Origin of the sequence: Janthinobacterium sp. PSPC3-1 (genome assembly GCF_049896105.1) — a bacterium.
Taxonomy (GTDB): domain Bacteria; phylum Pseudomonadota; class Gammaproteobacteria; order Burkholderiales; family Burkholderiaceae_D; genus Janthinobacterium.
Map to the genome: position 1 here is coordinate 234,305 of NZ_JAFCTQ010000003.1, position 19,750 is coordinate 254,054.

15 protein-coding genes are annotated in these 19,750 nt (G+C 62.4%); 11 read left to right on the forward strand and 4 right to left on the reverse strand.

Annotated features, from left to right (window positions below; genetic code table 11):
- Positions 1-66: 66 nt before the first annotated feature.
- The 5 genes from ACP7B7_RS05640 to ACP7B7_RS05660 all read left to right on the forward strand — a co-directional run bounded on the left by ACP7B7_RS05640 (position 67) and on the right by ACP7B7_RS05660 (position 5,351).
- Entirely contained in the window at positions 67-1,149 is a 1,083-nt protein-coding gene (locus ACP7B7_RS05640) for a calcium:proton antiporter (RefSeq protein WP_308920184.1), read from the forward strand.
- 158 nt (positions 1,150-1,307) lie between these two features.
- Positions 1,308-2,765, forward strand: a complete 1,458-nt coding sequence (locus ACP7B7_RS05645) for a Ppx/GppA phosphatase family protein (protein ID WP_308920185.1) — start codon at positions 1,308-1,310, stop codon at positions 2,763-2,765.
- Positions 2,766-2,858: 93 nt separating this feature from the next.
- The gene (locus ACP7B7_RS05650) at positions 2,859-3,575 is read left to right on the forward strand and encodes a hypothetical protein (RefSeq protein ID WP_426075992.1); all 717 of its coding nucleotides are present in this window, start codon (positions 2,859-2,861) and stop codon (positions 3,573-3,575) included.
- Between the two features lie 60 nt (positions 3,576-3,635).
- Positions 3,636-4,472, forward strand: a complete 837-nt coding sequence (fdhD, locus tag ACP7B7_RS05655) for a formate dehydrogenase accessory sulfurtransferase FdhD (RefSeq protein WP_426075993.1) — start codon at positions 3,636-3,638, stop codon at positions 4,470-4,472.
- Positions 4,473-4,589: 117 nt separating this feature from the next.
- A complete protein-coding gene (locus ACP7B7_RS05660; RefSeq protein WP_308920188.1) occupies positions 4,590-5,351 on the forward strand; it encodes a GNAT family N-acetyltransferase in 762 nt (253 codons plus the stop codon).
- Positions 5,352-5,520: 169 nt separating this feature from the next.
- On the opposite strand, the gene ACP7B7_RS05665 is transcribed toward ACP7B7_RS05660, so the two are convergent.
- Both ACP7B7_RS05665 and ACP7B7_RS05670 read right to left on the reverse strand, forming a co-directional pair.
- Positions 5,521-5,808: a hypothetical protein gene (locus ACP7B7_RS05665; protein WP_308920189.1), complete on the reverse strand. Its 288-nt coding sequence runs from the start codon at positions 5,806-5,808 to the stop codon at positions 5,521-5,523.
- Between the two features lie 165 nt (positions 5,809-5,973).
- Positions 5,974-6,672, reverse strand: a complete 699-nt coding sequence (locus ACP7B7_RS05670) for an ABC transporter ATP-binding protein (protein WP_308925734.1) — start codon at positions 6,670-6,672, stop codon at positions 5,974-5,976.
- A gap of 384 nt (positions 6,673-7,056) precedes the next feature.
- On the opposite strand from ACP7B7_RS05670, the gene egtD reads away from it, so the two are divergent.
- Positions 7,057-8,055 carry an L-histidine N(alpha)-methyltransferase gene (egtD, locus tag ACP7B7_RS05675; protein WP_308920190.1) on the forward strand — a complete coding sequence of 333 codons (999 nt, stop codon included), beginning with the start codon at positions 7,057-7,059 and terminating at the stop codon, positions 8,053-8,055.
- Positions 8,056-8,064: 9 nt separating this feature from the next.
- Positions 8,065-9,339 carry an ergothioneine biosynthesis protein EgtB gene (gene egtB / locus ACP7B7_RS05680; protein WP_426075994.1) on the forward strand — a complete coding sequence of 425 codons (1,275 nt, stop codon included), beginning with the start codon at positions 8,065-8,067 and terminating at the stop codon, positions 9,337-9,339.
- Positions 9,340-9,483: 144 nt separating this feature from the next.
- On the opposite strand, the gene ACP7B7_RS05685 is transcribed toward egtB, so the two are convergent.
- Together ACP7B7_RS05685 and leuA are read right to left on the reverse strand one after the other, a co-directional pair.
- Positions 9,484-11,064, reverse strand: coding sequence for a methyl-accepting chemotaxis protein (locus tag ACP7B7_RS05685; RefSeq protein WP_426075995.1), 1,581 nt, complete (start codon positions 11,062-11,064; stop codon positions 9,484-9,486).
- 166 nt (positions 11,065-11,230) lie between these two features.
- Positions 11,231-12,937 (reverse strand): 2-isopropylmalate synthase, encoded by a 1,707-nt coding sequence (gene leuA / locus ACP7B7_RS05690; protein WP_308920193.1) that lies wholly within the window; start codon positions 12,935-12,937, stop codon positions 11,231-11,233.
- Between the two features lie 499 nt (positions 12,938-13,436).
- Between leuA and ACP7B7_RS05695 the strand changes: the two genes are divergently transcribed.
- From ACP7B7_RS05695 to carB, 4 genes are all read left to right on the forward strand, one after another.
- The gene (locus ACP7B7_RS05695) at positions 13,437-14,348 is read left to right on the forward strand and encodes a patatin-like phospholipase family protein (protein ID WP_308920194.1); all 912 of its coding nucleotides are present in this window, start codon (positions 13,437-13,439) and stop codon (positions 14,346-14,348) included.
- A 69-nt stretch (positions 14,349-14,417) separates the two neighbouring features.
- Positions 14,418-14,825: a GlcG/HbpS family heme-binding protein gene (locus ACP7B7_RS05700; protein WP_308920195.1), complete on the forward strand. Its 408-nt coding sequence runs from the start codon at positions 14,418-14,420 to the stop codon at positions 14,823-14,825.
- Positions 14,826-15,281: 456 nt separating this feature from the next.
- Positions 15,282-16,460 carry a glutamine-hydrolyzing carbamoyl-phosphate synthase small subunit gene (carA, locus tag ACP7B7_RS05705; RefSeq protein WP_426075996.1) on the forward strand — a complete coding sequence of 393 codons (1,179 nt, stop codon included), beginning with the start codon at positions 15,282-15,284 and terminating at the stop codon, positions 16,458-16,460.
- Positions 16,453-19,689 (forward strand): carbamoyl-phosphate synthase large subunit, encoded by a 3,237-nt coding sequence (gene carB / locus ACP7B7_RS05710; RefSeq protein ID WP_426075997.1) that lies wholly within the window; start codon positions 16,453-16,455, stop codon positions 19,687-19,689. The genes carA and carB overlap by 8 nt, the downstream gene beginning before the upstream one ends.
- Positions 19,690-19,750: the final 61 nt, after the last annotated feature.

Consider the following 19,750-nt stretch of genomic DNA (forward strand, 5'->3'; position numbering starts at 1 on the left):
AGCAAGTTATGATGCGAAAGACTTTGTCTTTCGCATTTCTTTTTCCACTCTTGCCCGGGCCACTCCATGAAAAGTCTTACCTCCCTGCCTGTATGGCCGCTGGCCGCCCCGATCGTGGGCTGGCTGTTCCTGGGCGGCGCCAGCTTCGGCTTCGGCGGCGCCTACCAGATCCTGCTGGTGATCGGCCTGATCGCCAGCGTGCTGGCCGCCGTCTACCACGCCGAAGTGGTGGCGCACCGCATCGGCGAACCGTACGGCACCCTGGTGCTGGCGCTGGCCGTGACCCTGATCGAGGTGGCGCTGATCGTCTCGCTGATGCTGGCCGGCGGTCCTGAAACCACGGGCCTGGCGCGCGACACCGTGTTCGCCGCCATCATGATCATCCTGAACGGCATCGTCGGCATCTGCCTGCTGCTGGGCGCCGGGCGCCACAAGGAGCAGACCTTTGGCCTGCTGGGCGTGAGCGCGTCGCTGGCCACCCTGGCGGCGATCGCGATTCTGACCCTGGTGCTGCCGAACTATACGTCGAGCGCGGCCGGACCGTTCTACAACTCCAGCCAGCTGATCTTCATCGCCGTCATTTCGCTGGTGCTGTACGGCACTTTTGTCCTGGTGCAGACGGTGCGCCACCGCGATTACTTCCTGCCCAAGGAAGCCGTCGGTGACGAAGAGGTCCATGCCGAGCCGCCCACGCCGACCGTGGCCTGGATCAGCGCCATCGCGCTGCTGGTCTGCCTGGGCGCCGTGGTGCTGCTGGCCAAGTCGCTGGCGCCCGCGCTGGAAACGGCCATCGCCGCCATGGGCGCGCCCAAGACCCTGGTCGGCATCGTCATCGCCGCCATCGTGCTGCTGCCCGAAGGCCTGGCGGCCGTGCGCGCGGCGCGCGCCAATCGCCTGCAAACCAGTCTGAACCTGGCGCTCGGTTCGGCCCTGGCCAGCATCGGCCTGACGATACCGGCGGTGGTGGTGGTGTCGCTGGCCACCGGGTTGACCATCACGCTGGGCCTGGACATCAAGTCGACCGTGCTGCTGCTGCTGTCGCTGATGGTGGCCACCCTGTCGCTCGGCACGGGACGCACCACCGTGATGCAGGGCACGGTGCACCTGGTGATCTTCGCCGTGTATTTGTTTACAACGATCGTGCCGTAAAAACCGGCCGCTGGCTGTCACGATCCTGTCACGCCCCTGTCATATGATGGCGGTAGTGTGGTAGGATTTTTAAATCGTTTAAATGATTTATATAATTTCCCTGCCGGCCGGCCTGTTTCGGTCCAACTGGCGGGGCAGTGACCAGACAAGAGGCCAGTATGTATGCAGCGGTGGACCTGGGGTCCAACAGTTTTCGTTTACACGTCGGCAAGCATGATGGCGACACCATCCGCGTCATCAAGAGCGTGCGCGACCCGATCCGCCTGGCCGCCGGCCTGGACGCCCATGGCGACCTGACCGAGGCGGCCATGCAGGGCGCGCTGGCGTGCCTGCAGCGTTTTCGCACCGTGCTTGACGGTTTCCAGCTCGAAGCCGTGCGCGTGGTGGCCACGTCGGCCATGCGCGTGGCGCGCAACGGCGCCGTCTTTTTGCCGCTGGCCGAAGAGGCCATCGGCTACCCGATCGAAATCATCTCGGGCGAGGAAGAGGGGCGGCTGATCTACATGGGGGTGGCCAATTCGCTGGCGATTCCCGGCGAGCGGCGCCTGGTGATGGATATCGGCGGCGGCTCGACCGAGCTGATCCTGGGCCGTGGGCAGGACGTGGAGCGGGTCGAGTCGTTCAGCCTCGGCACGGTCAAGCAGAGCCTGTCGTTCTTTATCGGCGGGCGCATCGACGCACCGTCGTTCGAAGCGGCGATCCTGTCGGCGCGCAGCCACTTCGAGGATGGCGCGCCACCGTACATGCCGCAGCACTGGAAGACGGCCTATGGTTCTTCCGGCACGATCCGCACGATTGCCGACATCATCGCCCGCAACAAGCTGGGCGACGGCCTGCTGAGCGGCTCCAGCCTGGACGCGCTGGCGCGCCGCTTCATCGAACTGGGCCACACCAGCAAGATCGACCTGCCCGGCCTGCGGCCCGACCGCGCCGGCACCATCGTCGGCGGCCTGGCGATCCTGATCGGCCTGTTCCGCGAACTGGCGATACCCGCAATGACGCCGATCGAGGCCGGCCTGCGCATGGGCGTGATGTGGGACTTGTTCCTGCGTTCGACCAAGCGCGACCGGCGCGAACAGTCGGTGCAGGCCTGCATGGAAAAATTCCATGTCGACCAGCGCCGCGCCAGCCGGGTGGCCGAGCAGGCGCAGGCCCTGTACGCGCAGCTCAAACCCACGTCCGAGGCGCTGGTCAAGCCGCTGCGCTGGGCCAGCCTGCTGCACGAGACGGGCATGGTGGTGTCGCAGACCGGTTATCACAAGCATGCGGCCTACATCATCGAAAACGCCGATTTGCCCGGTTTTACCACGCGCGAACAGAAGACCATGAGCCGGCTGATCCTGGCGCAAAAGGGCAATCTGCGCAAGATCGACGATGTGCTGGCCGATGCCGACTTCGCCAAGGCGGTGCTGGCGCTGCGCCTGTCGATTTTGCTGATGCATGCGCGCATCGAAGCCGATTTCAGCGAGCTGCGTCTGCGCATGAAGAACCGGATCGACCTCGATATCAAGCGCGGCTGGGTGGCGCACCATCCGACGGTGTCGTTCTGGATCGAAAAAGAACAGGAATTCTGGGATGAAGTCGGCGTCGATTTCACCATCCGCGCAAGTGCCTGAGCGCTTGCGCGACTGCCACCAATTTTTTTTTGACGAGCAAAATTCTTAAAAACCATATATATTGTTTATATTATTTACTTGATTGGATGACCCATGACCAAAACCGCGCCAGTGAAAAAGCCCGTCGCCGCTCCCGCTTCGATATTCCCGACCAGCGAATCGATCAACGCGGCAGCCGCCTTTGACGCCGCACCGGCGGCCGCCGTGGCAGCCAAGCCTGCGGCAAAAGCGCCAGCCAAGCCACGCGCAAAAGCGGTAGCGCCAGCCGCAGCCAAGCCGGCAGCGCCAGCCCCGGCCCCTGCTGCGGCGGCCAAGCCCGCAGCCGCCAAACCTGCCGCCAAGCCAGCCGTGGCGAAGGCCGCCGTGGTTGCCAAGCCTGCCGTGAAAGCTGCCGTCAAGGCCGCTGCCAAACCGGCGCCAGCCGCCGAAAAACCGGTGGCCAAGGCCGTGGCCAAAGCCGCGCCCAAACCAGCCGCCAAGGCCGCCGCGAAGCCAGCCGCCAAGGCGGTAGCCAAGCCGGCAGCCAAGCCAGCGGCAGTGAAAAAAGCGCCTGCCGCCAAGGCCGCCGCCGTCGTCAAGGAAAAGGCCCGCAAGCCGAAACTGGTGCGCGACAGCTTCACCATGCCGGAAGCCGAATATGAAGTGCTGGGCCAGGTGAAAAAAGCCTGCCTGAAAGCCGGCTTCGAGATCAAGAAAAGCGAATTGCTGCGCATCGGCGTGGCGCTGATCAGCCAGATCGACCTGGCCACCCTGCAAAACGTGCTGGCCGGCCTGCCGCAACTGAAAACCGGCCGTCCAAAGAAAGACTGATAGCGGCTGTCCTGCTGGCGTCGTCATTCTGGTTTACCATGGGGCTTGCATAGAAATCCCATGGTAGCCATGTCAGCAGATACTGAAACATCCGAAATCGAGCGCGCCGGCTTTGTCGAGCGCGCCATCGTGCGCCATCGCGGCGCCGGCAGCACCCCCGCCATCGACCATGTCGCCGAGGAAATCCCGGTCGCGCTGGTCTTCAACGGCATCTCCCACGTGGTCATGATGGCCACTCCGCGCGACCTCGAAGCATTCGCCTGTGGCTTTGCGCTGACCGAAGGCGTGGTGGCGTCGGCCGCCGCCATTTTCGACTGCGAAGTATTCCTGCGTCCTGATTCGGCCGAAGTGGCGATGACCATCGCCCAGGAAGACTTCGTGCGCCTGAAAGACCGCCGCCGCGCGCTGACGGGCCGCAGCGGCTGCGGCGTATGCGGCATCGACAGCCTGGAAATGCTCGACCTGCGGCCGGAAGCGCTGCCGCCGGCGCTGATCACCGTCAACCTGCCGCAGGCGCTGGCGAAGGCCGCCGACGGCCTGCGCGCGCACCAGGCGCTGATGCAGGCCACCGGCGGCGTGCATGCGGCCGCCTGGTGCACGCCAGAGGGCGAGATCGTGCACGTGTTCGAGGATATCGGCCGCCACAATGGCCTCGACAAGCTGATCGGCCACCTGGCCCTGCAAGGCGCCGACCTGCGGCGCGGCTTCGTGTTTTTGTCCAGCCGCGGCAGCTACGAGCTGGCGCGCAAGGCGGCGCGCATGCGGATACCCTTGCTGGCGACCATCTCCGCGCCCAGCTCGCTGGCCATCCGCATCGCCACCGAGGCGGGCATGAAACTGGTGGGTTTCTGCCGCCAGGATGCGTTTGTTGATTACACGCCACACATCACCTTGTAGCCATCCGCTTGCCGCCAGAGGGGTTTGACTTGCGTCATGGAAATGACATTCCACTGTCATTTTCCTGACATATTAGGCAAGTACGCTGGAGTCGTCTTGTTCACCAGGGATGACACCATGCAAAACATAATCGCTACAAACGACACCAAGTCGCGGCCGGTACAACTGGTACTCAGCCAGGCAAGCACGGCCGAAGAGCTGCGCGAAGTACAGCGCCTGCGCTACAAGGTCTTTATCGAAACCATGGGCCTGACGTCGCTGGCCAATGCCGATGGCCTCGACAGCGACGAGTTCGACGCCCACTGCGATCACCTGATCGTGCGCGACGCCGACACCCTCAAAGTGGTCGGTACCTACCGCGTGCTGAGCGCGTCCAAGGCCGCCAAGCTGGGGCGCTTGTACTCCGAGAATGAATTCGACCTGAGCCGCCTGAACCACCTGCGCGGCCGCATGGTCGAAGCGGGGCGCGCCTGCATCCATCCGAAGTACCGTGGCGGCAGCGTGATCATGCTGTTGTGGTCGGGCCTGGCGGAATACATGCGCCGCGAGCGCTGCGACTACCTGGTCGGTTGCGCCAGCATCAGCCTGGCCGACGGTGGCCACAATGCGGTGGCGGTCTACCAGGCGCTGGCGGAAAAGCATCTGGCGCCGTCCGAGTACCGCGTCACGCCGCACCTGCCGTTCCCGATCCACAAGGTGGAAGCGGCCCAGAAGCCGCAAGTGCCGCCATTGATCAAGGGTTACCTGCGTTCAGGCGCGTGGATTTGCGGCGAACCGGCCTGGGATCCTGATTTCGAGAGTGCCGACATGTTCATGATGATGCCGCTGGCGAATCTGGACGAGCGCTATGCGCGTCATTACGGGGTGACGCCGGTCTGATGGAATAGCAGGGTAGGGCGAGATGGAACCTGGTGGCAGAAACAGACAGCATGGTTTGGGCTGTGCTTCCTTGATGTTGCCAGGGTTTGCTCTGTCAGGAGCGCACTGCAGGTAGTGGCCGAGTGGGCGGCACCAGGAGCGCGGGCCGGGCCAGGCAAGGGCAAGAAGATCAGTGGGTCGCGGTCGACGTCAATTCTTTCAGGTCGCGGATCGAGATCTCCGACTTTTCATGCATGCGCAACAAAATCGTCGCGCCCACGGCCAACTTGCCGTGGCGTATCTTGCTGATGATGGGCGGCTGCACTTCCAGCACGCGGCACAATTCCGCATCATTTTTCAAATTGAGCTTTTCAATCAGGGTGTCGAGCAGCTTGTTGGGAACAAAGCTCGATGGTTCCAGCGCACGCGCCCGGTTCATCGCTTCGATCATTTCCAGTTTCTTTTGCCGAACGTTCATATACTCCTCCTTCAGGCCAGGGTAGGGACGGAACCGCTGCCGGTTCCGCTGTGGGTGTTATCGCAGCACCGCCTGTGATGGTCATATTGTCAATCAACATTGGCACCAAGGCAATTTTATGGATAATACTACGATAACAAAATTTGTGATAGATGGTCAGTAAAATTAACTAAGTGTTTCGCGCATTTTTGCGGCGCCTGTTGTATTTTGCAAGCCGTCGCGGGTCAGTATCATGGTCCGGTCGGCCATTTCGGCGGCCGCCACCGAATGCGTGACCATGATGGCGCAGCTGCCGTTGGCCTTGATCTCGGCGCGCAGCAATTGCAGGATGCCATGCGCGGTTTCCGGATCGAGGTTGCCGGTCGGCTCGTCGGCCAGCACCAGCGCCGGCTTGTGCACCAGGGCGCGGGCGATCGCCACGCGCTGCATTTCACCGCCCGACAACTGCTGCGGAAAGTCGCCACCGCGTCCGCCGAGTCCGACCGCGTCCAGCATGCTGGCCGCGCGTTCCTGGGGCAGGCCATTGAGCAGCAGGGGCAGGGCCACGTTCTGCAGCAGGGTCAGGTGCGGCAGCACGTGAAAGGCCTGGAAGATGAAACCCATGCGGGCGCGGCGCAAGCGCGTCGCGGCGGTATCGTCCAGGCTGGACATGGCGATGCCATCGATCCATATCGGCTGTGCTTCAAGGCCGGGACCCGCGTCGGGCGTGTCGAGGCCGGCGATCAGGTTCAGCAGGGTCGACTTGCCGACACCGGAGTCGCCCATGATGGCAATGAATTCGCCCGCCGCGAAGCGGCACGACAGATTGGCCAGCACGGGGCGCGCGTTGGCATAGGACTTGGACAGATGGCGCAATTCGAGCATGGTAGTCACGATCTTGGTAGCAAGATTAAAAGCGGCGGCACGCGGGGAAGAGGGGTGCCTGGAAACGACATTGGCGCGCGGCGGATTGTTTGGCCGGCAATGTGGAGTATACGACAGCCTTGTTTCTTTTGCTTGCACAACTTCATTTACGCAACAAAGTGTGTATCGGATTCAACTGATGACGAAAAAAAACGCATGAAAGGTAAGTGAACTGGCGTACGGCTGGGGTTTGAATATTCGGCTATGATGGAAAAACGTCATCGCCATGCCGTTGCGAAACAGGTGCCTGTCAGCCGTTTCCACTATGACGCGATGCTTGAACTGCGCCGCTGCGGCCTTGCGGCCGTGACCGTTGTTGCTACCTCTCACAATCTCAGCCAGCCCATGACCAAGACCTTTGCGCCGCCATCGACAGATCTTCGCCAGCCCGCCACCGCCCCCCTTTTGAAGGCGGCAGCCACTCCTGCAACGATAGCCGAGGTGGCGCAAGGCCTGCTGGCGCCATCCGCCTGGACCTCGCCCAAGTACTTGTACGATGCGCTGGGTTCCAAATTGTTTGAAGCCATCTGCGTCTTGCCCGAGTACTATCCGACGCGCACCGAGGCCGCCATCTTTGCCCGTCACGGCGCCGACATGGCGCAAGCCGTGGGGCCGGGCAGCACCCTGGTCGACCTGGGCGCCGGCAATTGCGCCAAGGCCGCCAGCCTGTTCCCGCTGTTACAGCCGGCGCAGTACGTGGCCATTGATATCTCGTATGATTTTCTCAGCGAATCGCTGGGCCGGCTGCAGCAGCGCTTTCCGGCGATCGACATGCTGGGCCTGGGGCTGGACTTTTTCAGCGGCCTGGAGCTGCCCGCGTCGGTGCGCGACAGCAAGCGGCTGTTTTTCTATCCCGGTTCCTCGATCGGCAATTTCACGCCGGACCAGGCCATCGCCTTTTTGCGCGAGGTGCGCGCCAGCGCCGGCCCCGACGGCGGCTTGCTGATTGGCGTCGACCTGATCAAGGACGATGCCGTGCTCGACGCCGCCTACGATGACGCGCTGGGCGTCACGGCCGCGTTCAACCTGAACATGCTGCGCCACCTGAACTGCTTGATGGGCGCCGATTTCGACGTGCGGCAATGGCGGCACCACGGCTTTTTCAATCCCCGCGAGAGCCGCGTCGAGATGCACCTGGAAGCGCGCAGCGAGCAGCTGGTGCGCTGGCAGGGCGGCCAGCGGCGCTTTGCCAAGGGCGAATGCATCCACACGGAAGACAGTTATAAATATACGCGGGCCAGTTTTGTCGGGCTGCTGGAACAGGCCGGCTTTGCCACCGCCCAGGTCTGGACCGATGAGCAGAACTGGTTTGCCGTGATCCACGCGCGCGCCATCCGCGACTAAGGAGCTTACATGCACGCCGCCCATAGCCAGGCCCAAGCCGCCAGCCATCCCTTGCTGGAACACTACCAGCGCGTGCGCCAGCACTCGCTGCAGCTGGCCGCGCCGCTGTCCGACGAGGATTGCGGCGCGCAGTCGATGCCCGACGCCAGCCCCGTGAAATGGCATCTGGCCCATACCACCTGGTTTTTCGAAACGTTTATCCTGGAAACGCTGGAAGACGGCTTTGCGCCGTTCCACCCGGCCTTCCGGGTGCTGTTCAATTCCTATTACAACGGCATCGGCGACAAGCACCCGCGTGCCCAGCGCGGCTTGCTGACACGGCCCGGCATGGCGCAGGTGCGCGCCTACCGCGCCGATGTCGACGCACGCGTGGCGCGCCTGATGGACGGCGGCCTGGCCCCGGCGCAGCAGGAACGCCTGGCCATGCTGCTGACCCTGGGTCTGGAACACGAACAGCAGCACCAGGAGCTGTTGCTGACCGACGTCAAGCACCTGCTGGCGCAAAGCGCGCTGTTTCCCGCTTATCTGGACGCGCCTTCCGCGCGCGCGGTGGCGGCACCAAGCGGCAAGGCGGGCTGGATCGCGTTTGACGGCGGCTTGAGCGAGATCGGTTACGCGGGCGAGGGCTTTTGCTTCGACAATGAATTGCCGCGTCACCAGCAATTCGTCGCCCCGTTCGAGCTCGCCTCCAGCCTGGTCACCAACGGCGAATACCTGGCCTTTATCGAGGCCGGTGGCTACCGCAATGCCAGCCTGTGGCTGGCCGAGGGCTGGGACTGGGTGCGTAGCCAGGGCCTGGCATGCCCGCTGTACTGGCAGCAGGATGGCTCGGGCAACTGGCTGGAATTTACCCTGCATGGCCTGCAGCCACTGGATATGGAGCGGCCGGCCACCCACCTGTCGCTGTTCGAAGCGGACGCCTACGCCCACTGGGCCGGCGCGCGCCTGCCGACGGAGGCGGAGTGGGAGCTGGCGGCGCACGGCGTGCCGATGCAGTGCGGCCAGCTGCATCCGGCCGCGGCGGTGCCCGGCGCCGGCTTGCGCCAACTGTTCGGCCACTGCTGGCAATGGACCAGCAGCAGCTATGCGCCGTATCCCGGCTACCGCACGGCGCCTGGCGCGCTCGGTGAATACAACGGCAAGTTCATGCTGAACCAGTATGTGCTGCGCGGCTCGTCCTGCGCCACGCCGGCCGGCCATGCGCGCGCCAGCTACCGCAATTTCTTCCCGGCCGGCGCGCGCTGGCAATTTACAGGCATACGCCTGGCGCGCCAGGTCGACTGAGAACGCCTAACCAAACCTACTACGCGTCGGTATAGGCAGCTTGCGATGCTCACTGCCTCGGCGGCCCCGTGCATGCGCACAGCTGCGCTTCTCGGCCGCCTCTCCCTTCCGCTCGCTACGGTTTTGTTAGGCGTTGTAAAGGTATCAAACCAGTGCCAACTGACGTCGGCCTGTTTGCTGCTGGTCCAGCTTGAACTGGCTGACCAGCGTTTCCAGTTCGCCGGCCTGGTCGTGCATGGCGGCGGCCGCTGCGGCTGCCTGTTCCACCAGCGCCGCGTTTTGCTGGGTGGTCTGGTCCATCTGCATGATGGCGGCATTGATCTGTTCGATGCCTTCGCTCTGCTCGTGGTTGGCCGTGCTGATCTCGCCGACGATGGCGCTGACCCTGCCCACGCTGGCCACCACATCGTCCATGGTGCTGCCGGCCTGGCTGACCAGCCGCGCGCCCTGGTCGACCTGGCTGACGGAGTCGGCGATCAGCGCCTTGATTTCCCTGGCCGCCGCGCTTGACCGCTGTGCCAGGTTGCGTACTTCGGTGGCGACCACGGCAAAGCCGCGGCCCTGTTCGCCGGCGCGCGCCGCTTCCACCGCCGCATTCAGCGCCAGGATATTGGTCTGGAAGGCGATGCCGTCGATCACGCCGATAATGTCGACAATTTTCTTCGATGAGCTATTGATGGCGTCCATGGTGCCGATCACCTGCGCCATGGCGGTGCCGCCGCGCTGCGCCACTGCGGCGGCCGAGCGGGCCAGCTGGTCGGCCTGGCGCGCGTTGTCGCTGTTGCTGCGCACGGTGCCCGTCATCTCGATCATCGACGAGGCGGTCTCTTCCAGCGCGCTGGCCTGGGCTTCGGTGCGGGCCGACAGGTCGGCATTGCCGCTGGCAATTTCGCTCGAGGCCACGGCAATCGCACCGGTGCCGCCGCGTACCTGCCCCACCAGTGCGGCCAGGTTGTCGTTCATCTCGCGCAGCGCCTGCAGCAGCTGCCCCGTTTCATCCTTGCCATCGGCCACGATCTTGCTGCTCAGGTCGCCAGCCGCCACCGCGCGCGCCACGGTCAATGCATACGCCAGCGGGGCGGTGATCGAGCGCGTCACATACCTGGCAAACAGCACGCCCAGCAGCACGGCGGCCGCGCCCAGGCCGGACATCATGATATTGGCCAGCGAAATGTTTTGCTGGATCTGTTCGCCGCCTTGCAGCACCATGCCGCGCTGCAGGTCATTGAGGGTATTGACGGTCGCTTGCAGGCTGGCCAGGGCCGGCAGGGTATCCTTGCGCACATGCTCGGCGGCCGCTTCGCGCTGGCCGGCCATCAGCAGCTTGTCGGCCTGGCTGAAGGAGGCGACATAAGCCTTGCGCTGCTGCTTCAGGGTGGCCAGCAGGCTCAGGCCTTTGGGCGTGTGCACCAGTTGGTCGAGCACCTCCAGCGATTTGGTGATGGTGATTTTATTGGCGTCGATCTCGGCGTGGATGGCGTTCGAGTGGGCCCCATCCTCATGGATGAACAGCTCCAGCACCAGCGCCGCGTTCGAGCGCGTGGTGCTGCGGATGGTGGCGATGGCATCGGCCTTGGCCCAGTCGCTCTGGATAATGAACTCGCTGAGCGCGCCTATCTTGTCGAGTCGCAACAGGCCGGTGGCGATCAGCACCACCATCAGCAGCAATACCATGCCAAAACCCGCGCCCAGCCGTGCGCCTATCTTCATGTCCGTCAATTTCATGATGCTTCCTTCGGTAGCTATTGCATAGTCTCCGATGGTCTTCTTCTCATTTGATTATACGGTTTGTGATACCTGGATGGCATCAATGTGGCCACTGGAAATGAAAAAAGCGGAACGACCGTCAAGTCATTCCGCTTTTTCTCCTATGAGAATCGCTGCCTGGTGCTTACGCGGCGGCGGCTGGCGTTACCGCCGCTGTTGTTTTTTCGCCTTCCGTTTGCTTGATGCGGCGGTTCACGGCCGACAGGACGGCCTTGAACGAGGCGGTGACGATATTGCTGTCGATGGCCGCGCCGAACAGGGTCGGGCCGTTATCGAGGCGCAGCTCGACATAGCAGGCGGCCTTGGCGTTGGCGCCCGAACCGATCGAGTGCTCGTGGTAGTCCATCAGCTTGATGTCGAGACCGAGCGCATTGACGAAGGCGTCGATCGGACCATTGCCGCCGCCCTGCAGCGCCAGTGGCGACTGGCGGTGCGACAGGCTGATGTCGATCTGCACCGATTCGTCGCTGCTGGTGTCTTCCACCATGCGGTGCGAGCCGTAGGCGTAGGGCGCGGTCTGTTCCAGGTATTCCTTCTGGAAGATGTCGTGGATGTCCTGTGCGGCGATTTCGCGGCCGGTGGCGTCGGCCACGGCTTGCACGGCGCGCGAGAATTCGATCTGCAGGCGGCGCGGCAAGACCAGGCCGTATTCCTGTTCCAGCAAGTACGCCATGCCGCCCTTGCCGGACTGGCTGTTGACGCGGATCACGGCGTCGTAGCTGCGGCCCAGGTCGGCCGGATCGATCGGCAAGTACGGTACTTCCCAGATGCTGTCCGGTTGCTGCTTGGCAAAACCTTTTTTGATCGCATCCTGGTGCGAGCCGGAGAACGCGGTAAACACCAGGTCGCCCGCATACGGGTGGCGCGGGTGGACCGGCAACTGGTTGCATTCTTCCACGCACTTGCGCACGGTATCGATATCGGAGAAATCCAGGCCCGGGTGCACGCCCTGCGTGTACAAATTCATCGCCAGGGTGACCAGGTCGACGTTGCCGGTGCGCTCGCCATTGCCGAACAAACAGCCTTCGACCCTGTCGGCGCCTGCCATCACGGCCAGCTCGGCGGAAGCGACGGCCGTGCCGCGGTCATTGTGCGGGTGCACGCTGATGATGATGGAATCGCGGCGCGCCAGCTTGCGCGACATCCATTCGATCTGGTCGGCATACACGTTCGGCGTGCTGCATTCGACGGTCGACGGCAGGTTGATGATCATCTTGTTGGCCGGGGTCGGTTTCCAGATGGCGCTGACGGCATCGCAGATATGCTTGGAGAAATCGAGTTCGGTGGTCGAGAACGATTCAGGCGTGTATTCGAAGCCCCATTCCGTTTCCGGATGCTGTGCGACCAGCTGTTTCACCAGGGTGGTGCCGGTGGTGGCGATATTGGTGATTTCTTCGCGCGACATGCCGAACACGACTTTGCGGAACACGGGGGCCACCGAATTGTACAGGTGGACGATGGCGCGCTTGGCGCCGACCACGGATTCCACCGTGCGGCGGATCAGCTCTTCACGCGACTGCGTCAGCACGATGATGGTGACGTCGTCCGGGATGCGCTTTTCATCGACCAGTTTGCGCACGAAGTCGAAATCGGTCTGCGAGGCGGACGGGAAACCCACTTCGATTTCCTTCAGGCCGATGGCGATCAGCATTTCAAAGAATCGCAGCTTCTTCTCGGCGCTCATCGGCTCGATCAGCGACTGGTTACCGTCGCGCAAGTCGGTGCTCATCCAGATCGGCGGTTTATCGATGATCTGGTTTGGCCATTGACGGTCGGTCAATTTGACGGGAGGGAAGGCGCGGTATTTGGAAGCTGGATTTTGCAACATCATGATCGGGTACTCCTGAAGATAGGGGGGAATCGAAATCGGGTGTGGCGCAAGCTTGCCGGGCGGCCACGCAACACTAGGCCAGGCAAGCGATCGGTAGTTTTAGCAGGCAGAGTGGGGCAACGGCGCCGGCGGTCGCAAAAGAAACTGTGTGTGGTGCTGGGGATGGTGCAAACATCTCAAACCTTCCAGGGTTTTTTTAAAACACGCCGGCGTGTGGCCAGGCGCAGCAAAGCGGCAAACTCAAGCGCGTGCTAGTAGTAGTCGCGGTAGCGACAGCAGGGAAGGGGATGGAAGTTTGAAGGAGGACATGCAGCCAATGTAATGGAATTTGGGTTTGGCTGTCAAGCAGATTTCTGGCGAGCGGGCAATTTGCGCGCGTCCGCTGGCGCGTCGGCAGAAAATACTTTTAAGCATCGCTTCAGTGGGCGCGGCTCCGCTTGCGCTACAATCTGCGCTTCCCTTTGCTGTCACTGCCGCGCGCGGCTCCTACTCGTCCACTATGCTCCCTAAACGCCTGACCCTGCTTGCCCTGGCCGCCTTTGTGCTGGCCGGCTGCGAAACTCCCGCCCCGAAAACCGTGCAAGTGCTGACGCCGCCCGAGCCGGTGGCTGTCACGCCGCGCAAGATCAAGATCGGGCTGGCGCTGGGCGGCGGCGCGGCGCGCGGCTTTGCCCATATCGGCGTGATCAAGGCGCTCGAATCGCAGGGCATCAATGCCGATATCGTCACCGGCACCAGCGCCGGCAGCGTGGTGGGCGCCTTGTATGCGGCGGGCAACTCCGGCTTTGCATTGCAAAAGATGGCGTTCGACATGGATGAGGCGGCGATCTCGGACTGGGCGCTGCCCCTGTTCGGCAAGTCGTCCGGCGTGCTCAAGGGCGAAGCGCTGCAAAGCTATGTGAACAAGGCGGTGGGCGGCGTGCCGCTGGAAAAACTCAAGATTCCGTTTGGCGTGGTGGCCACCGACCTGAAAAACGGCCAGCCGATCCTGTTTCAGCGTGGCAATACCGGCATGGCCGTGCGCGCCTCGTCGGCCGTGCCGGGCGTGTTCCAGCCGGTGGTGATCGCCGGCCATACCTACGTCGATGGCGGGCTGGTGGCGCCGGTGCCGGTGCGCTTTGCGCGCGACATGGGCGCCGACTTCATTATCGCCGTCAATATTTCCTCGCAAACCGATACCCAGAAAGCCATCAGCTCGATGGAAGTGATCATGCAGACCTTCGCCATCATGGGTCAGCGCATTAACCAGTTCGAACTGAAGGACGCCGACGTGGTGATCCAGCCCAGCCTGGGCACCATGAAAGGCAACGATTTCGCCAGCCGCAACCAGGCCATCCTGGCCGGCGAGCAGGCCACCTTTGCCGTGATGGCGCAGTTGAAGCAAAAGCTGAAGGCCAAACGCGAGCAATAAGGGCTGCCGGTATTGCGGCCGTTTCAGCTACAATTTTGAACCACCGAATCACCATCACAAGGAAGCATCATGCAATCGAAACCGGTACTGAGCCTGGAAGACATCAAGAAAATCGCCGCCGCCGCCGAAGCGGAAGCGGTCAAGAACAACTGGGCGGTGGCGATCGCCATCGTCGATGACGGCGGCCATCTGGTGTGGATGCAACGCATGGACGGCGTGGCGCCGATCTCGTCGCATATCGCGCCCTCGAAAGCCAAGACGGCCGCGCTGGGCCGCCGCGAGTCGCGCATCTATGAAGAGATGATCAATGGCGGCCGCGTATCGTTCCTGAGCGCGCCGGAAATCGACGGCCTGCTCGAAGGCGGCGTGCCCATCATTTACGACGGCCACTATGTGGGCGCCGTTGGCGTGTCGGGCGTGCGCTCGAACGAAGATGCGCAGATTGCAAAAGCCGGTATCGCCGCCCTGACGGCCTAAGAGCCTATCCCAGTAGATGAATACGCCCCCTGCTGGCGCCCCTCAGAAGCGGGGACTGCGTTGCTCGTCGTTGCATGGCTCGCCATGCGGCCTCCTCGCGCCTTGTCCGCGCTCCTGATGAGCTGCAAGCAGAAGACGCTCACTACTGGGATAGGCTCTAAGTAGTAGCCGATATTGCCTGAGAAGCCGCTCCGCATATGCCGGGCGGCTTTTTTCGTGGTGGGGCGATTTATGCTGCCGCGCAAAAAAATGCCGCAGATTTCTGAATTTTCGTCCTTGTGGAAAAGCTGCCTTTTGGTTATAATTCAAAGGTTTAGCCAATCACACACATACCGTAGCGACTACCCATCCCATCATTCAAAATGACCGTTGACACACCCTGAGCGCACGCGACTCGGGTAGAGAGACGGTCGGTCTGACGTGGCGCAGCTACGGTAACTTTATCAGGAGTTGCCCTTGCCGCCATTTTTTTCTGGCCCTGCCGTTCCAGCCATATTAGCGCTTGCTGATGGAACGATCTTCAAAGGATTTTCGATCGGCGCCGCCGGTCATACCACGGGCGAGGTTGTTTTCAATACCTCGATGACCGGGTATCAGGAAATCCTCACCGACCCCAGCTATAGCCGCCAGATGGTCACCCTGACCTATCCGCATATCGGCAATACCGGTGTCAATCCGGAAGACGTCGAATCTTCCAAGGTTCATGCTTCCGGCCTCATCATTCGTGACCTGCCTTTGCTGGCATCCAATTTCCGTTCCACCCTTTCCCTGTCCGACTACCTGAAAGCTGAAAATATCGTCGCCATCGCCGGCATCGATACCCGCAAGCTCACGCGCATCCTGCGTGAAAAAGGTGCGCAGGGCGGCGCCATCCTGGTCGGCACGCAAGGCAACGAACCATCCTCCGCGCAAGCGCTGGACCTGGCCCGTTCCTTCCCTGGCCTGTCCGGCATGGACCTGGCCAAGGTTGTTTCGACCAAGACCGCCTATGAATACCGCGAAACGGAATGGACGCTGGGCGAGGGCTACGGCCAGCTGGCGGACGCCGACGTGAAATACCACGTGGTCGCCTTCGACTACGGCGTCAAGCGCAATATCCTGCGCATGCTGACGGCGCGCGGCTGCAAGGTCACCGTACTGCCGGCGCAGGCGACAGCCGAAGAGGCCCTGGCCCTGAATCCTGACGGCATCTTCTTGTCGAACGGTCCCGGCGACCCGGAGCCATGCGACTACGCCATCGCCGCCACCAGGGCGTTGATCGAGAAGGGCATCCCGACCTTCGGCATCTGCCTCGGCCACCAGATCATGGCGATCGCTTCCGGCGCGAAAACGCTGAAGATGAAGTTCGGCCACCACGGCGCCAACCACCCGGTGCAAGACCTGGAAACGAAACAGGTCCTGATCACCTCGCAGAACCACGGTTTCGCCGTTGATGCAGCCACCTTGCCTGCCAATTGCCGCGTTACCCATGAATCGCTGTTCGACGGCTCCCTGCAGGGCTTTGCCCGCACGGACAAGCCGGCCTTCTGCTTCCAGGGTCACCCTGAAGCGTCGCCGGGCCCGATGGATGTTGCTTACCTGTTTGACCGCTTCATCAAGCTGATGGACGCGGAGGAGAAAAAGAAAAATGCCTAAACGTTTAGATATCAAAAGTATTCTGATTATTGGCGCTGGCCCGATCGTGATCGGCCAGGCCTGCGAGTTCGACTATTCCGGCGCGCAAGCGTGCAAGGCCCTGCGCGAAGAGGGCTACAAAGTCATCCTGGTCAACAGCAACCCTGCGACCATCATGACCGATCCGGAAATGGCCGATGTCACCTATATCGAACCGATCACCTGGTCGGTGGTCGAGCGCATTATCGCCAAGGAGCGTCCTGACGCGATCCTGCCGACGATGGGCGGCCAGACCGCGCTGAATTGCGCGCTGGACCTGTTCAACAATGGCGTGCTGGCGAAATACAACGTCGAGCTGATCGGCGCATCGCCGGAAGCCATCGACAAGGCCGAAGACCGTTCCAAGTTCAAGGACGCGATGACCAAGATCGGCCTCGGTTCGGCCCGTTCCGGCGTGGCGCACTCGATGGAAGAATCGTGGGCCGTGCAGCGCACGGTCGGTTTCCCGACCATCATCCGTCCATCGTTCACCATGGGCGGTTCCGGTGGCGGCATCGCCTACAACGAAGAAGAATTCGAAACGATTTGCAAGCGCGGCCTGGAAGCCTCGCCGACCAAGGAATTGCTGATCGAAGAATCCTTGCTGGGCTGGAAAGAGTACGAGATGGAAGTGGTCCGCGACAAGGCGGACAACTGCATCATCATCTGCTCGATCGAAAACCTCGATCCGATGGGCGTGCACACGGGCGACTCGATCACGGTCGCGCCGGCACAGACCCTGACCGACAAGGAATACCAGATCATGCGCAACGCCAGCCTGGCGGTCCTGCGCGAGATCGGCGTCGACACCGGTGGCTCGAACGTGCAGTTCTCGATCAACCCGGCCGATGGCCGCATGATCGTCATCGAAATGAATCCGCGCGTGTCGCGTTCCTCGGCACTGGCGTCGAAGGCCACCGGTTTCCCGATTGCGAAGATCGCCGCCAAGCTGGCGGTCGGTTTCACGCTGGACGAATTGCGCAATGAAATCACGGGCGGCGCCACGCCGGCCTCGTTCGAACCGTCGATCGACTACGTCGTCACCAAGATTCCGCGTTTCACGTTCGAGAAATTCCCGACCGCCGACCAGCACCTGACGACGCAGATGAAGTCGGTCGGTGAAGTGATGGCGATCGGCCGCACGTTCCAGGAATCGTTCCAGAAAGCCCTGCGCGGCCTGGAAGTGGGCGTCGACGGCATGAACGAAAAGACCAAGGACCGCGAAAAGATCGAAGAAGAGCTGGGCGAGCCTGGTCCGGAACGCATCTGGTACGTGGGCGACGCGTTTGCCCAGGGCTTCACCCTGGAAGAAGTGCACCAACTGACCAAGATCGACCCGTGGTTCCTGATCCAGATCAAGGAAATCGTCGACCTGGAACTGTGGCTGGACACGCAGAAGCTGGAAAGTCTGGACAAGACCACGCTGTACAAGCTGAAACAAAAAGGCTTCTCGGACCGCCGCCTGGGCTTTTTGCTGCAGACGACCGACACCGCCGTGCGCCAGCAGCGCCATGCGTTGAACATCCGCCCTGTCTACAAGCGCGTCGACACCTGCGCGGCCGAGTTCTCGACCGACACCGCGTACATGTATTCGACCTATGACGAAGAGTGCGAATCGAATCCGACCGACAAGAAAAAGATCATGGTATTGGGCGGTGGCCCGAACCGTATCGGCCAGGGTATCGAGTTCGACTATTGCTGCGTCCATGCCGCTCTTGCCATGCGCGAAGACGGCTACGAGACCATCATGGTCAACTGCAACCCGGAAACCGTGTCGACCGACTACGATACCTCGGACCGCCTGTACTTTGAATCGCTGACGCTGGAAGACGTGCTGGAAATCGTCGCCATCGAAAAACCGGTTGGCGTGATCGTGCAGTACGGCGGCCAGACGCCATTGAAACTGGCGCTGGACCTGGAAGCGAACGGCGTGCCCATCATCGGCACCTCGCCCGACATGATCGATGCGGCCGAAGACCGCGAGCGCTTCCAGCAGATGCTGCACAAGCTGGAACTGCGCCAGCCGCCTAACCGTACCGCCCGCACCGAAGCCGACGCCCTGGCGCTGGCGCAGGAAATCGGCTACCCGCTGGTGGTGCGTCCTTCCTACGTGCTGGGCGGCCGGGCGATGGAAATCGTCCACGAGCAGCGCGACCTCGAGCGCTACATGCGCGAAGCGGTCAAGGTTTCGCACGATTCGCCGGTGCTGCTGGACCGTTTCCTGAACGACGCCATCGAGTGCGACGTCGATTGCATCTCCGACGGCGAAACCACCTTTATCGGCGGCGTGATGGAACACATCGAACAGGCAGGCGTCCACTCGGGCGACTCGGCCTGCTCGCTGCCACCGTATTCGCTGAGCGCCGACACCATCGCCGAACTGAAACGCCAGACGGCGCTGATGGCCAAGGGCCTGAACGTGGTCGGCCTGATGAACGTGCAGTTCGCGATCCAGAAGCAGGAGATCGACGGCGAACTGAAAGACGTCGTGTTCGTGCTTGAAGTCAATCCACGCGCCTCGCGTACCGTGCCTTTCGTGTCGAAAGCCACCGGCTTGCAGCTGGCGAAGATTGCCGCCCGTTGCATGGTCGGCCAGAGCCTGGCGTCGCAAGGCATTACCGAGGAAGTCGTGCCGCCGTATTACAGCGTCAAGGAAGCCGTGTTCCCGTTCGTCAAGTTCCCTGGCGTGGACACCATCCTGGGACCGGAAATGAAGTCGACCGGCGAAGTGATGGGCGTGGGCCTGACGTTCGGCGAAGCGTTCGTGAAATCGCAGCTGGGCGCCGGCGTCAACCTGCCGAAAACCGGCAAGGTCTTCATCAGCGTGAAGTCGTCGGACAAGCCGCGCGCCGTGCAAGTGGCGCGTGACCTGGTCGACTCCGGCTTTACGGTGGTCGCCACCAAGGGCACGGCGGCCGTGATCGCGGCCGCCGGGATTGCCGTCACGCCAGTAAACAAGGTGATCGAAGGCCGTCCGCACGTGGTCGACATGATCAAGAACCACGAGATCGTGCTGGTGATCAACACCGTCGAAGAAAAGCGCAGCGCCATCGTCGATTCGCGGGCCATCCGCACCTCGGCCCTGGCCTCGCGCGTGACGACCTACACCACCATCGCCGGCGCGGAAGCGGCCGTCGAAGGCATCCGTCACCTCGACGAGTTGCGCGTGTACGATCTGCAGGGCCTGCACAAGACCTTGCAACAGGCGTAAGCCAGCGTGTTATTTGCAGTGGCCGCCGTTAGGCGGTACACTGCATGCTTATCAACCACAG

Excerpts from the sequence above, each read along its gene's own strand:
- ACP7B7_RS05640 (WP_308920184.1), top strand. The coding sequence starts at position 67 with ATGAAAAGTCTTACCTCCCTGCCTGTATGGCCGCTGGCCGCCCCGATC.
- ACP7B7_RS05695 (WP_308920194.1), top strand. The coding sequence starts at position 13,437 with ATGCTCCCTAAACGCCTGACCCTGCTTGCCCTGGCCGCCTTTGTGCTG.
- ACP7B7_RS05660 (WP_308920188.1), top strand. The coding sequence starts at position 4,590 with ATGCAAAACATAATCGCTACAAACGACACCAAGTCGCGGCCGGTACAA.
- egtD (WP_308920190.1), top strand. The coding sequence starts at position 7,057 with ATGACCAAGACCTTTGCGCCGCCATCGACAGATCTTCGCCAGCCCGCC.
- ACP7B7_RS05700 (WP_308920195.1), top strand. The coding sequence starts at position 14,418 with ATGCAATCGAAACCGGTACTGAGCCTGGAAGACATCAAGAAAATCGCC.
- leuA (WP_308920193.1), bottom strand. The coding sequence starts at position 12,937 with ATGATGTTGCAAAATCCAGCTTCCAAATACCGCGCCTTCCCTCCCGTC.
- ACP7B7_RS05665 (WP_308920189.1), bottom strand. The coding sequence starts at position 5,808 with ATGAACGTTCGGCAAAAGAAACTGGAAATGATCGAAGCGATGAACCGG.
- carB (WP_426075997.1), top strand. The coding sequence starts at position 16,453 with ATGCCTAAACGTTTAGATATCAAAAGTATTCTGATTATTGGCGCTGGC.
- ACP7B7_RS05650 (WP_426075992.1), top strand. The coding sequence starts at position 2,859 with ATGACCAAAACCGCGCCAGTGAAAAAGCCCGTCGCCGCTCCCGCTTCG.
- egtB (WP_426075994.1), top strand. The coding sequence starts at position 8,065 with ATGCACGCCGCCCATAGCCAGGCCCAAGCCGCCAGCCATCCCTTGCTG.
- ACP7B7_RS05685 (WP_426075995.1), bottom strand. The coding sequence starts at position 11,064 with ATGAAATTGACGGACATGAAGATAGGCGCACGGCTGGGCGCGGGTTTT.
- fdhD (WP_426075993.1), top strand. The coding sequence starts at position 3,636 with ATGGTAGCCATGTCAGCAGATACTGAAACATCCGAAATCGAGCGCGCC.
- ACP7B7_RS05670 (WP_308925734.1), bottom strand. The coding sequence starts at position 6,672 with ATGCTCGAATTGCGCCATCTGTCCAAGTCCTATGCCAACGCGCGCCCC.
- ACP7B7_RS05645 (WP_308920185.1), top strand. The coding sequence starts at position 1,308 with ATGTATGCAGCGGTGGACCTGGGGTCCAACAGTTTTCGTTTACACGTC.